This is a genomic window from Aquabacterium sp. (genome assembly GCF_044226965.1).
Lineage (GTDB): Bacteria > Pseudomonadota > Gammaproteobacteria > Burkholderiales > Burkholderiaceae_C > Pseudaquabacterium.
The window spans coordinates 102,521-115,207 of sequence record NZ_JBGAGA010000001.1 but is presented as its reverse complement, the minus strand read 5'-3'; the positions used below and the strand labels follow the sequence as shown (position 1 = coordinate 115,207).

Below are 12,687 nucleotides of genomic sequence, written 5' to 3'. Positions count from 1 at the left end.
TCAGGCCTCGTTGCCGGCGATGATCGACATCACCGCCATGCGCACCGCGATGCCGAAGGTGACCTGCGGCAGGATCACGCTGTGGCTGCCGTCGGCCACCGTGGAGTCGATCTCGACGCCGCGGTTGATCGGTCCCGGGTGCATCACGATCGCATCGGGCTTGGCCAGCGCGAGCTTGTCGTCGGTGAGGCCGTAGTTCTTGAAGAACTCGCCGGCCGAGGGCAGCATCGCGCCGCTCATGCGTTCGTTCTGCAGCCTGAGCATGATCACGACGTCGGCGCCGCGGATGCCTTCGGCCATGTCGTGGCACACCCGCACGCCCATCGACTGCAGGTCGCCGGGCACCAGCGTCTTCGGGCCGACGGCGCGGATGTCCGGCACGCCCAGCGTGGTGAGCGCATGGATGTCCGAGCGCGCGACGCGCGAATGCACGATGTCGCCGACGATGGCCACCGACAGCTGCGTGAAGTCGCGCTTGAAGTGGCGGATGGTGTACATGTCCAGCAGCCCTTGCGTCGGGTGCGCATGCCGGCCATCACCGGCATTCACCACATGCACATGCGGCGCGCAGTGCTGGGCGATCAGGTAGGGCGCGCCCGATTCGCCGTGCCGCACGACGAACATGTCGGCATGCATCGCCGAGAGGTTGGCAATGGTGTCGAGCAGGCTCTCGCCCTTGGCCGTTGAAGAGCGCGCGATGTCGAGGTTGATCACGTCGGCCGACAGGCGCTTGGCGGCGATCTCGAAGGTGGTGCGGGTGCGCGTCGAGTTCTCGAAGAACAGGTTGAACACGCTCTTGCCGCGCAGCAGCGGCACCTTCTTGACCTCGCGTTCATTGACCGAGAGGAAGGTGCCGGCGGTGTCGAGGATCTGCGTGACGACGTCGCGCGGCAGGCCCTCGATCGACAGCAGGTGGATCAGCTCGCCGTGGCTGTTGAGCTGGGGGTTGCGCTTGTGGAGCATCGGGCGTCAGCTCTGCTCTTGGACGGAGAAGGTGAAACGGCCGTCATCGGCCCGCGCCAGCGACAGCCGCTGGGTGGCCGGCAGCACGATCTTGGCCGCCGCGAAGGCAGGCTGGACCGGCAGTTCACGACCGCCGCGGTCGACCAGCACCGCCAGCGTCACGCTGGCCGGGCGGCCGAAGTCGAACAGCTCGTTCAATACCGCGCGAATGGTGCGGCCCGTGAACAGCACGTCGTCGAGCAGCAGGATGTGCGCGCCCTCCACCTCGAACGGGATCTTGGTGGCGCCCGTCGTGCCCGCCAGGCCGCGCTCGCCGAAGTCGTCGCGATGCAGCGCGCTGCTGATGACGCCCGGCTTGCCGTCGAGCCGCAGGTCCATCTGCAGCCGCTCGGCCAGCCACGCGCCGCCGGACCAGATGCCCAGCAGGTTCATGCCGGGCAGCCACAGGCCGCGCACGCCGGCACGCAGTTCGGCATACAACGCTTCGGCATCGAGGGTCAGGGTGGTCATGCGCTCAGCGTGTGTAGGAATTGGTCGAGGATCACCGCGGCCGAGGCGGCATCGACATCGGCCGCGCCGCTGCGCAGCGCCTCGGTGGTCGAGTAGCGCTCGTCCACCTCGTGCACCGGCAGGGCAAAGCGGCCCTGCAACTGGCGCGCAAAGCGCCGGGCGCGGCGGGTCATCTCGTGCGGCACGCCGTCGGGATGGAACGGCACCCCGACCACCAGGGCATCGGGCTGCCATTCGGCGATCAGCGCAGCGATGCGCGGGAAGCGGGCGTCGCCCTCGGCGGCAATCGTCGTCAATGCGCGGGCCTCGCGCAGCAGGCTGTTGCCAGTGGCCACGCCGGTGCGCTTCTGGCCAAAGTCGAAGGCCAGGAAGCAGAGGTCCTTCTTCATGGCCATGGGCGCTGACGACACCGGCGCCAGGCCGCTCATGCGTGCCCAGCCTCCTGGCTGAGCATGCGCGGGTCGAAGCCCAGCAGCGACAGCGCCCGCTCGTAGCGCAACTCGATGGGCGTGTCGAAGATGATCTCGCGGTTCGCGTCCACGTTCAGCCAGCCGTTGCGGCCGATCTCGTCTTCCAGCTGGCCGGCCGCCCAGCCGCTGTAGCCCAGCGTGACCAGCACGCGCTTCGGGCCGCTGCCATGGGCCAGCGCCTCCAGCACGTCCTTGCTGGTGGTCATCTCGAGGCCACCGGGAATCTGCAGCGTCGAGTTGTACGGGCTTTGCTCGCTGCCGAGCTTCTCGTGCAGCACGAAGCCGCGCTCGGTTTGCACCGGACCGCCGAAGAACACCGGCTGCTCGGCCAGTTCCGGCGATTCCAGGCTCAGCTCGACCTTCTCGAACAGGTTCTTCAGCTTGATGTCGATCGGCTTGTTGATGACCAGCCCGAGCGCGCCTTTCTCGGTGTGCTCGCAGAGGTAGACCACCGAGCCCGCAAAGGTATCGTCGGCCATGCCGGGCATGGCGATGAGGAACTGATTGGTCAGGTTGATCCGGTCCGAGGACATGGGCTGAATTCTAATGATGCGCGACACTTCGACCGTGCAGAAATCCATCGCCCGCGCCCTGGTCTGGTTCCGGCGCGACCTGCGCGCCGACGACCAGGCGGCGCTGTACCACGCCCTGAAGGCCGCGCGCCAGGTGTTCTGCGGCTTCGTGTTCGACACGACGATCCTGGATCCGCTGCCCCGCGCCGACCGGCGCGTGGAGTTCCTCGTCGACAGCGTGGCCGACCTGGACGACCAGTTGCGGGCGCTGGGCCGCTCGCATGGCATCGAAGGCTGCGGCTTGATCGTGCGTCATGGCCCGGCGGCGAGCGAACTGCCCCGGCTGGCGCAGTCACTGGGTGTCCAGGCCGTGTTCACGAACCACGACGACGAGCCCGATGCCCTGCTGCGCGACAGCCGCGTGCGTGGCGCCCTGAGCGACGCCGGCATTGCGCTGTACACCAGCAAGGACCATGTGGTGTTCGAGCGCGACGAGCTGATGACCGCGGGCGGCAGCCCCTACAGCGTGTTCACGCCCTACAAGAACGCCTGGCTGCGCAAGCTCACGCCGTTCTTCGTGCATGCGTACCCGGTGGCCCGGCATGCCGGGGCGCTGGCGCCGCTGCCAGCGGATGAAGCGCTGCCGACACTGGCCCAGTTGGGCTTCGAGCGCAGCAACCTGCACCAGCTGAAGCTGCCCACCGGCAGCCGCGGCGCAGCGGAGCTGCTGGACGACTTTCTCGACCGCATCGACGCCTACGGCGAGGCGCGCGACTTCCCGGCCGTCAAGGGGCCGAGCTACCTGTCGACCCACCTGCGCTTCGGCACCGTGTCGATCCGCCACCTGGCCCGCGAAGCCTGGCAACGCATGCAGGGCGGCTCACGCGGCGCCGAGGTCTGGCTGTCGGAGCTGGTGTGGCGCGATTTCTATCACCAGATCCTGCACCACCATCCGCATGTGGTCGGCCGCGCCTTCAAGCCGGCCTACGACGCGATCCGATGGGAGCATGGCAAGCACGCCGATGCGCTGTTCGAGGCCTGGTGCCAGGGGCGTACGGGCTACCCGCTGGTCGATGCCGCGATGCACCAGATCAACCAGACCGGCTACATGCACAACCGGCTGCGCATGGTGGTGGCGAGCTTCCTGGTGAAGGATCTGGGCCTGGATTGGCGCCGCGGCGAGGCCTATTTCGCCACCCACCTGAACGACTTCGACCTGGCCGCCAACAATGGCGGCTGGCAGTGGGCCGCCTCGACCGGCTGCGATGCGCAGCCCTATTTCCGCATCTTCAACCCGGTCAGCCAGAGCCTGAAATTCGACGCCGAGGGCCGCTTCATCCGACGCTACCTGCCCCAGCTGTCCGCGCTGCCCGACAAGCTGATCCACGCGCCGTGGCTGGCGCGCCCGGTCGACCTGGTGGCCGCCGGCATCGAGTTGGGTCGCGACTATCCGACGCCGATCGTCGACCACGACGACGCGCGCCAGCGCACGCTGGCGCGCTATGCGGTGGTGAAGCAGGCTTGAGGCCCGGCCTCAGCGGGGGCCTGAAACGAGGTCGGAAACCGGGCTGTAGCGTGCCAGCAGCGGGCCGAAGGCTGCCGGCCATTGCGCCAGGGCACTGCCATCACCGTCGAACACGCGCCGCAGGAAGGCCAGCGAGAGCGCCTGCGTCGCACGCTTGACCTGCGGGTTCAGGGTGGCGCCGCCCGTGCCGGCGCGGTCGGTGAAGATGCTGTGCGACCCGCCGGCGAACACCGCCAGCGTCTTGTCGGGGCCGCCGGTGGCATCGAAGACCGCTACGCGGTCGCTCGCCGGCGAGTAGTGGCCGGGCACGCGGATCACGTCCTCGGTGGCGGTGATGTGCAGCGTGGGCACTGCGATGGCCCCGAGGACCCGCTCTGCCGCCCGCTCGCCATAGAACGGAGGGGCCGAAATCACGATGGCCGCCCGCAGCCGCGGATCGCGCAGCGCCAGTTCATGGCCGTCGCGCTCGATGCGTGCGCCCACCGCCAGCAGCGTCGTGTTGGCCCCGTAGGAGTGACCCGCCGCGACGATGCGCTGTGCATCGATCAGCGGTGCCAGTTCGCCGCCCAGGAGTTGATCGAGCGCGAAGTGCAGGTCCTGCACCCGCGCCATCGCTTCCGACTCCTGCGTGGCCGCCTGCAGGCGACTGAACACGCCCAGCGGATTGCCGGTCCACACGGCCCGGTCGCTGCCCACATGCTGCAGGTGCAGGCTGGCATAGCCTTGACTGGCCCAGTACTGCCCCAGGTAGCTGTAGCCCCGCCGCGAGCCGCCAATGCCGTGGGAGAACACCACCAGCGGCACCGGATGGGCGGCGCTGGCGCGATCGGGCAGGTACAGCCGCACCGGCACCGCCCGGTGACGCGCGGCGTCCAGCCATTCGAAGTCGCGTTGCTGGAAGCCGGCGAGCGGCGGCAGCGGCGCGACGACCTGCGGCTCGGGCACCCAGGCCTCGCCGTTGGTCTCGGACAGCGCTGTCAGCGGCAGCCAGGCCACGCTGGCGGCCAGCAGCAGGCTGGCGAATCGAGGGCGGGTCAGGGACAGGAACGAGGTCGGCATGGCGTCGATGCATCAGAAGAGCTCGACGTCTCCGACCTTCGAATCGTCATCAAGTTCACCGCGGCGGATCAGATCGGCGTGGCTGCACACCTGGTTGCGCCCATGGGTCTTGGCCCAGTACACCGCCTTGTCGGCCCGCTCGAAGGCCGAGCTGGGGGTGTCGCCCGGCTTCAGCTCGGTGAATCCGACCGACACCGTGATGCGCCCGACCTGCGGGAACGAGTAGGCCGCGACACTGGTGCGCAGGCGCTCGAACGCCCGGCCGGCATCGGCATCGCTGTTGCAGCGCATCAGCACGACGAATTCCTCGCCGCCAAAGCGGTAGAGCCGGTCGTGGTAGCGGAAGCAGGAGCGCATCAAGCGACTCAGCAACAGCAGCACCTCGTCACCGATCAGGTGGCCATAGGTGTCGTTCACCGACTTGAAGTGATCGATGTCCAGCACGCCGATGTAGTGGGCCTGTTGCGCAGCGTTCTTCTGCCGCCGCTCGCCGCTGCTGGCCGCGCTGGCCTCGGTGGTCTGGCTGGAGAGCTTGTAGAAGGCCTCGTCGAAGGTCTTGCGGTTCAGCAGGCCGGTCAGCGTGTCGCGCTCGCTGTAGTCCAGCAGGCTCTGGAAGTTGCGGTAGATGCGCAGGATGCTGGCCACCAGCCGCTGCTGCTCGGCATCCAGGGCGCCGCCGCTTTCGACCTCGACCACGCCGGCCACGTCGCGGTCGGTGAAGAGCGGAAAGACGGTGACGTGCGGTGAGCCGGCCACGCTGACCGGCTCGTGCGTCTCGATGGCGCAGACGCGTGCCGGGTAGTCGTGCAGGCCGGGCAAGGAATCGAACTCGACCCACAGCGGATCGGCCGAGGCCGCCGCCTCGGCGCCTTCGAGCCGGGCGCGGGTCAGCCAGCGGCGGTCGTTGTCCTCGCCGACGCAGCGGTGGATCGCCACGCGCAGCGGTTGCAGCAGGTCGCGCAGCGCGCCAGCCAGCGTGGTGTCGAGCACATCCCGGTCACGGAAACCCGTCAGTTCTGCGAGATGGTCGACAACCTTGGACATGAGATTCGGCGCTCACCGGGGGCGGCACCGGCTACGCAGGCGCCACCTTGCCGGCGTAGTTTGCCACCAGGGCTACCAGCTCTTCTTCGGCAAAAGGCTTGCCGAGGTAATGGTTCACACCCAGTTCGGCAGCGTAATCGCGGTGCTTTTGCGCGATCCGCGAGGTGATCATGATCACCGGAAGCTTGGCCAGACGCTCGTCCACACGCATGTTGCGCACCAGGTCGAAGCCATCCATGCGCGGCATCTCGATGTCCGTCAGCACCACCGCCGGCAATTCGTCGGCCAGCTTCTCGAGGCCTTCGAGACCATCCTTGGCCACCACGACGCGATAGCCTTCGCGCGTGAGCAGTCGCTGCGTGACGCGGCGCACGGTGAGCGAATCGTCGACCACCAGCACCAGCGGTGCCTGCTCGGGCTTCTGCTCTTCGACCACGCGCTGCGCCGCACGGCGCGCTGCTTCCAGCGCGGCCACCGTGGCAGCCCGGGCCGACGCACCGTACAAGGTGGCCAGCGCCACCGGGTTGTAGATGAGCGCCGGCTGGCCCGAAGGCAGCAGCGTCATGCCCGTCAGGCCCGGCAGGCGCGAGAGCTGCGGCCCCAGGTTCTTCACCACCACTTCCTGGTTGCCGACCACCTCGTCCACGTGCAGCACGAGGCGCTGCGCCGCGCTGCGGATGACGACCAGGGGCACGGTGCGGCCCGCCGCCTGCCCGAAGGGCGTGCCCTGCAGCAAGGCGCCGAGCCAGAAGAACGGCAGTTCCTGCCCGCCCACGCTGTAGCTGCCGTGCTGATAGGCGTAGTCCAGCTCGGCTGGCTTGGCCCGGCGCACGATCTCGACCAGCGTCGAGGGCACGGCCACCGTCAGGTCCGCGCAACGCAGCATCACCACCTGCGTCACCGCGGTGGTCAGCGGCAGCACGAGCTTGAAGCTCGTGCCTTGGCCGGCGGCAGTGGCCGTCTCGATGCGGCCGCCCATCGCGTTGACGTCGGCACGCACCACGTCCATGCCGACCCCGCGACCGGCCAGGCCGGTGACCTGCTCGGCGGTGGAGAAGCCGGGGTGGAAGATCAGCGCCGCCAGCTCGGCGTCGCTGGGCTGCGCATCCGAGGCCAGCAGGCCGGTGGCGATGCCCTTGTCGCGGATGCGCTGGAGGTTCAGGCCACCGCCGTCGTCACGGAAGTCGACGCCAACTTCATTGCCTTCCTGCGTCACCGAAATCGTGATCGAACCGGTGGCTTCCTTGCCCGCCGACTGCCGATCGGCCGGCGCCTCGATGCCGTGCACCACGCTGTTGCGCAGCAGGTGTTCGAACGAGCCCGTCATCCGGTCCAGCACGCCGCGGTCGATTTCGATCGAACCGCCAATGATGTCCAGCCGCACCTGCTTGCCGGTTTCCTTGGCGGCCTGGCGGACCACGCGGTACAGCCGCTCGGACAGGCCTTCGAACTCCACCATGCGGGTGCGCAGCAGGTCGTCCTGCAGGTCGCGCGTGAGCCGCGCCTGCGTGGCGAGTTCGTCTTCCGCCGACTGCAGCGTGCGCTGCAGGCCCCGCTGCACCGTGGCCACGTCGTTCACCGACTCGGCCATCATCCGCGTGAGTTCCTGGAAGCGCGTGAAGCGGTCCATCTCCAGCGGATCGAACTCCTGCGAGGCCGCGCGAGCCGCTTCCATCCGCGTGGCAATCTGCGATTCGGCCTGCAGCTCGATGTCGCGCAGCTGCGAACGCAGCCGCTCGAGGTTGTCGTTCAGGTCACCCAGCGCGCCCTTGATCTGGCCGACGTCGGATTCGATGCGCGAGCGCGTGATGCTCACCTCGCCGGCGTGGTTCACCAGGCGATCAAGCAGCGGCGCACGCACCCGCACCGCGGCCGCGTGGGCAGCGGCACCGCGCCGGGCATCGGTGTCCTCGACCGCGGCGCTGCCGCGTTCGAAGCGCGCCCAGTCGATGTGCCTGATCGGCGCCGATGACTGCACCGATGACTGCGCGGCCGCCTGCTCGGCCAGGGTCGGCGCGAGCGCTGGCGCGATCGCGGGCAGTTCCAGCGGCATCAAGGGCGCGGGCGCCGTTTCAGCCTCGGCCTTGTCATCGATCACCGTCTCGACGACCGCCCCGGACAGTGGCATGGGCTCCGACGGCGCCTCGTCGAGGCCGCCATGGATCGAGGTCGGCGGCACGATGCCGCCGCCGCGGCGCAGCGCCTCGAAGTGCGCCTCGATTGCGTCGGCCCGGGCAACCAGGGGCTCGATGTCATCGGGCTCGGGATGGCTCTGCGTGGCCAGCAGATGCTCGATGGCGGTTTCCAGCCGGTGGGCCATCTCGCCCAGGTGCATCGCGCCGGCCAGGCGCGCGCCGCCCTTCAGCGTGTGCAGCGTGCGCATGCAGGCCGAGGCAGCGCCCGCCTCGCCCGGGCGCCGCGCCCAGTCGCGCAGGCGCGCCTGCAGCTGCGGGATCAGCTCTTCGCCCTCTTCCTCGAAGATCGGGAACAGTTCCTGGTCGATGGCGTCGACGGCGTCGATGTCCTCGTCGGTGTCCAGTGCGTCGCTGCGCACGGGCGCGACGCGTGCCGCAGCCTCCGGCAAGGCCGTGAAGGGCATCAGCGCCGGCTGCCCGAAGTCACCCAGGACGGTGGACAGGGCGGTGTCACCGGCATCGGCCGGCGGCGTGAGGACCTCGTCGTCGGCCAGCAGCGCCTCGTGCGGCGCATGCTCGAGGTCATGCACCCGCTGCAGCAACGCAGGCTCGGGGGCGCGCAGGAATCCGGCGGCGAACTGGTGCAGCAGGCGCCGGATCTCGTCCGCCGCCTGGTTGAAGATCACGGCCTCGTCGCCGCGGCCATGGCCACGCTCGTTCGAGCGCATCAACGCATGCTCGAGCGACCGCGCCAGCTGCGACAGGTCCGCATAGCCGACGGTGGCCGAGCTGCCGGCCATCGAATGCGCCAGCGCCACCGCACTGTCGCCCACCGCGCGGTGCTGCTCGTGGGCCCACTCGGCCAGTTCGGTGCTCAGGCGGCGCGACAGTTCGTCGGCCTCGTTCAGGTAGATGTTGAACAGCGGAATGCTGATCCGCAGGTCGCCGATGACCTTGACCTGCTCGGCCTCGTCCACCGTCCCGATGGCCTCGACGATGGCAGCCGTCTGGGCCGTGTGCGCAGCGTGCTCGGCCTGCTGCTCGGCGGTGGGTTGGGCCACTGCCGGCGCTGCCGGCGCGACCGTCTGGTCCAGGTTGGACAGGTCCAGGACCTCGGCCTCGGCCGCTTGATCGGACAGATCGATGGCCGGCGGTTCGACCGCGGGCGCCGCGACCGGGACTTCCGGCTCCACGCCGGCCAGCACCCCATCCCACTCGGCAACTTCGGCGACTTCGGCAACCTCGGCGACTTCGACCGTCTCGGCGGCCGGGAGAAGGTCCACGGCCGGCGCCGGCGCAGGCTCGGTCGCGGGCGACATGTCGCCACGCGCGAGTTCCTCGATCGGCGTGATCTCGGCAACGGGCTCGGAGGACTGGTCGACGGGCAGCTCGGCAGGCGGCAACTCGAGCGTCACCGGCACCTCGAGCTGGTCCGCCGCTGCCGCGGGGATCAGCGTCGCTTCCTCCAGCTGCGGCGACGTGACCGGCGCTTCGGCAGCGCCGGGCAGCGGCTCCAGCTCCAGATCCAGGGTGAATGACTCGGTGACCTCGTCGATCGGCGCCGGCTGCCCCGCGGCCGCAGGCGCGAGCTCCAGGGTCTCGGGCAGGGTCAGCTCGAAGTCCACCGGCTCGGGCTCGACCGCCGCGGCGGGCATGTCGGCCTGCAGCACGGGCAGCGGCTGGGTCAGGTCCAGGTCGCTCGCCAGCGGCAGGTCTGGCACCAGCGTCTCGAGTGCTGGCAGCGCCGGTGCGCCCTCCTCGGCCGGTGCGGCTGCCTCGGTCGGCTCGACCACCTCGGCCGTTGCGATCGGCTCGAACGCCTCGACGGCCTCGGCGATCACGGGCCCGACCGTGGCGGGCAGTTCGGTCACCGACGGCAATGCCTCGATCAGGGGCAGTTCGGGAATGGACGGCAGCTCCGGGATCTGCGGCAGCTCCGGCGCCGTCGGCACCTCGACCGGTGCCTCCGCGGCCGACAGCGCCAGGCGCTTGCCCTCCAGGCGCAGCGAATCGGCGGCGCGCGACACCGGGCCATGGCGGAAATTGCCGGCACGGCGTTGCTCGATGGCCTCGACCCATTGCTCGAAGTGGTCCAGCACCTCGGCGGTGAAGCCGCGCAGGTCCGCATCGGCCTGGCCACCCTCGGCCAGGCGTGCGTTGTAGAGCTGCTCGCAGGCCCAGCCTGCTTCGCCGAACTCGTTGAGCCCGACCATGCGCGAGCTGCCCTTGAGCGTGTGGAACGCCCGGCGCACGGTCGTCATCGCTGCCGGGTCGTCGTGACGCTCCTCCAGCTCGGCCAGCGCGGCACGGGCGTTGCCCACCACCTCGCGCGCTTCCTCGAGGAAGATCTCGCGCATCTCCTCGTCTTCCTCGAGGCCGGTTTCTCCGGGCGCGGCAGGCGGCGTGGGCGGCGGCACCGGGCGCGGTGGCTCGGGTGGTGGCGCCAGCACGTCCAGTTGCGAGGCGGTGAAATCGCTCAGCGAGGCATCGAGCTGGCGGCGCGCCTGGTCCAGGCCCTGCTCATCGGCGGCGTGGGCCAGCGCGCTGTGCGCGCGACTGGCGGCCTCGGCCAAGGCCGGTTGATCGGCCGCGCGAGCCTGCTGCGACAGGCGCTCGAGATCGCGTGTCAGCTGCTCGGCGTCGGCCCCCGGCTGCGCGGCGGCCTGCATCAGCGACTGCGCCTGCTCCACCAGCATCGGTGCGTCGTCGGCCACGGTGTCGAGATCGGCGAACGCGCTGCTGCGCTCGGCCCGCTCCATCACGGCACTGAGGTTGCCAGTGGCCGGGTCGTAGCGGAAGAGAGACTTGGCCAGCTGCGGCTGCACGCCAACCATGTCGATCAGGAAGCTCAGCGCCCCGAGGTTGTCGGCCAGCCGGTCGAAGGTGCCCAGCTCGGCGGCACGCGCCGGATCGACTTCCGTGTTGGCGAGCTCGTCGACATCGTCGCGCATGCGCAGCACGGCCTGTGAGGCCTGCTCCATGCCCAGCACCGAGAGCACGCCACGCATGGCCTGCAACTGTGCCGGCACCGGGATCAGCAGCTCGCGCTGCGCAGGATTGCGGAAGTACTGGTCGATCTGCTTCTCGATCTCGGACAGCGAGGCGCGCAGTTCCTGCACCACGCTGCCCATCGTCTGGCGATCGGACACGCGGCGGTACAGCTCCTCCATCCAGCGCTCGAGCGGACCCGGGTCGCGACCCGCGCGCACGTCCTCGACGCGCTGGGCCAGGCGCTGCACGCGGGAGGCCATGTCGGGCAGGTCGAAGTCGCCGTCTTCCAGCGAGGCATCGACATACAACAGCGCGGTGGCGACTTCCATCGCCAGCTCGGGCGACGGCTCCTGGCTGGCCGCGACCACCTGCGACGAGGCGCCCTGCAGCGCCTTGGACAGCGTGGCCCCTTCGGTGAAGAGTCGCTGCAGCGAATCGCCCACCAGTGCGAAGGGCTCGGCCAAGCCCGGCAGGCGGGCGAGTTCACCGGCGGCGACGGCTGACCAGCATTCCTTGGCGGCGGCCACGCGCTTGCGGGCCTGCACGATCCAGGCGGGATCGAAGCGGCCCAGGCGCGTGACCTGGTAGTCGACCGGCGCCTCGTGCTCGAGCGCGAAGACCTTTCGCACGGTGTCCAGGCGCGGGCCGGCCGGTCGGGCTTCGCTCACGGCGGCCTGGGCGCAGAAGAACAGCAGGTCCTGCGCCAGGCGGTCGGAGGCCTCGGCCTGCGGGCCGGCGCGCAGCTGCGCCAGCAGGCGCGAGCCGACACGCTTGGTGTAGAGGTCCGCCGGCAGCAGTCCGCCGGCCTGTGCCTCGAAGAATGCGGCCGCCAGTTTCCACAGCGTGGACAGCTCCCCGGGCGCCGTGGCGCCGAGCCCGGCGAACAGCCCGCTCATGCGCGCGGCCGCAGCGGGCGCCGGTCCGCGCATCAGCCACAGCAGTTCGGCCTCGACCTTGGTCAGGGTGTCGGCATCGGCATCCTGGCGCTCGGCGCTCAGATCGGCCGGCACGCTCTGCCATTGCCATTCGCGGCTCCACAGGTCCGCCGGATGCACGCGGGCGGCGCCAGCCAGCTCCTGCAGTGCCTTGTACTGCGGAAACATCGCCAGCGGCGACACCGCCTTGCCGGCCAGCCTGCGCTGCAGAAAATCCAACAGCGCAAACGAACCCTGCTCGATGGTGCGCACCGCGGCAGCGTTCAGCAGTTTGGGACGCGAGGCCAACCGGGCCAGCGCGGCTTCAGCCGCACGCAGCGGGTTGGCCGCGACGCCCAGTCCCACGAGCTCGAGCGCGCCGACGCTCTGGTGGATCTGCGTGCGGGCGCCGCGCAGCACGGCGGGATCGATGGCTTCGACGTCCGAGGCCCCCGCGGCTTCCGCCTCCTTCAGGTAGCGGTACAGCGCCTTGTGCGCGTTGTCGAGCGAACGACGCAGTTCGTCGTACACCCAGGCCAGGGTGCTGAGGTCGTCGTGCATGCC

The 12,687-nt window shown here is 69.8% G+C and carries 8 protein-coding genes; 1 reads left to right on the top strand and 7 read right to left on the bottom strand.

Annotation, left to right across the window (positions count from 1 at the left end):
* From ACILR4_RS00570 to ACILR4_RS00555, 4 genes are read right to left on the bottom strand one after another with little or no spacing between them, the layout of a single operon-like run.
* Positions 1 to 963, bottom strand: a complete 963-nt coding sequence (locus ACILR4_RS00570) for an aspartate carbamoyltransferase catalytic subunit (protein WP_395698851.1) — start codon at positions 961 to 963, stop codon at positions 1 to 3.
* Positions 964 to 969: 6 nt separating this feature from the next.
* On the bottom strand, positions 970 to 1,473 hold the full coding sequence (pyrR, locus tag ACILR4_RS00565; protein ID WP_395698850.1) for a bifunctional pyr operon transcriptional regulator/uracil phosphoribosyltransferase PyrR: 504 nt from the start codon (positions 1,471 to 1,473) through the stop codon (positions 970 to 972).
* Positions 1,470 to 1,901: a Holliday junction resolvase RuvX gene (gene ruvX / locus ACILR4_RS00560; protein WP_395698849.1), complete on the bottom strand. Its 432-nt coding sequence runs from the start codon at positions 1,899 to 1,901 to the stop codon at positions 1,470 to 1,472. The genes pyrR and ruvX overlap by 4 nt, the downstream gene beginning before the upstream one ends.
* Entirely contained in the window at positions 1,898 to 2,476 is a 579-nt protein-coding gene (locus tag ACILR4_RS00555) for a YqgE/AlgH family protein (RefSeq protein ID WP_395698848.1), read from the bottom strand. Before ACILR4_RS00555 ends, ruvX begins: the two co-directional genes overlap by 4 nt.
* A 16-nt stretch (positions 2,477 to 2,492) precedes the next feature.
* Here ACILR4_RS00555 and ACILR4_RS00550 point away from each other — a divergent pair, with 16 nt between their 5' ends.
* Positions 2,493 to 3,980 carry a cryptochrome/photolyase family protein gene (locus tag ACILR4_RS00550; protein ID WP_395698847.1) on the top strand — a complete coding sequence of 496 codons (1,488 nt, stop codon included), beginning with the start codon at positions 2,493 to 2,495 and terminating at the stop codon, positions 3,978 to 3,980.
* Positions 3,981 to 3,989: 9 nt separating this feature from the next.
* Here the strand turns inward: ACILR4_RS00550 and ACILR4_RS00545 are convergent, their stop codons facing one another.
* From ACILR4_RS00545 to ACILR4_RS00535, 3 genes are read right to left on the bottom strand one after another with little or no spacing between them, the layout of a single operon-like run.
* Positions 3,990 to 5,039: an alpha/beta hydrolase family protein gene (locus ACILR4_RS00545; RefSeq protein WP_395698846.1), complete on the bottom strand. Its 1,050-nt coding sequence runs from the start codon at positions 5,037 to 5,039 to the stop codon at positions 3,990 to 3,992.
* 12 nt (positions 5,040 to 5,051) lie between these two features.
* On the bottom strand, positions 5,052 to 6,083 hold the full coding sequence (locus ACILR4_RS00540; RefSeq protein WP_395698845.1) for a GGDEF domain-containing protein: 1,032 nt from the start codon (positions 6,081 to 6,083) through the stop codon (positions 5,052 to 5,054).
* 31 nt (positions 6,084 to 6,114) lie between these two features.
* Positions 6,115 to 12,684 carry an Hpt domain-containing protein gene (locus tag ACILR4_RS00535; RefSeq protein WP_395698844.1) on the bottom strand — a complete coding sequence of 2,190 codons (6,570 nt, stop codon included), beginning with the start codon at positions 12,682 to 12,684 and terminating at the stop codon, positions 6,115 to 6,117.
* Between the last annotated feature and the right edge of the window lie 3 nt (positions 12,685 to 12,687).

Bases quoted from the DNA above. Each gene is read 5' to 3' on its own strand.
- pyrR (WP_395698850.1), bottom strand. From the start codon at position 1,473: ATGACCACCCTGACCCTCGATGCCGAAGCGTTGTATGCCGAACTGCGT.
- ruvX (WP_395698849.1), bottom strand. From the start codon at position 1,901: ATGAGCGGCCTGGCGCCGGTGTCGTCAGCGCCCATGGCCATGAAGAAG.
- ACILR4_RS00540 (WP_395698845.1), bottom strand. From the start codon at position 6,083: ATGTCCAAGGTTGTCGACCATCTCGCAGAACTGACGGGTTTCCGTGAC.
- ACILR4_RS00535 (WP_395698844.1), bottom strand. From the start codon at position 12,684: ATGCACGACGACCTCAGCACCCTGGCCTGGGTGTACGACGAACTGCGT.
- ACILR4_RS00570 (WP_395698851.1), bottom strand. From the start codon at position 963: ATGCTCCACAAGCGCAACCCCCAGCTCAACAGCCACGGCGAGCTGATC.
- ACILR4_RS00555 (WP_395698848.1), bottom strand. From the start codon at position 2,476: ATGTCCTCGGACCGGATCAACCTGACCAATCAGTTCCTCATCGCCATG.
- ACILR4_RS00545 (WP_395698846.1), bottom strand. From the start codon at position 5,039: ATGCCGACCTCGTTCCTGTCCCTGACCCGCCCTCGATTCGCCAGCCTG.
- ACILR4_RS00550 (WP_395698847.1), top strand. From the start codon at position 2,493: ATGCGCGACACTTCGACCGTGCAGAAATCCATCGCCCGCGCCCTGGTC.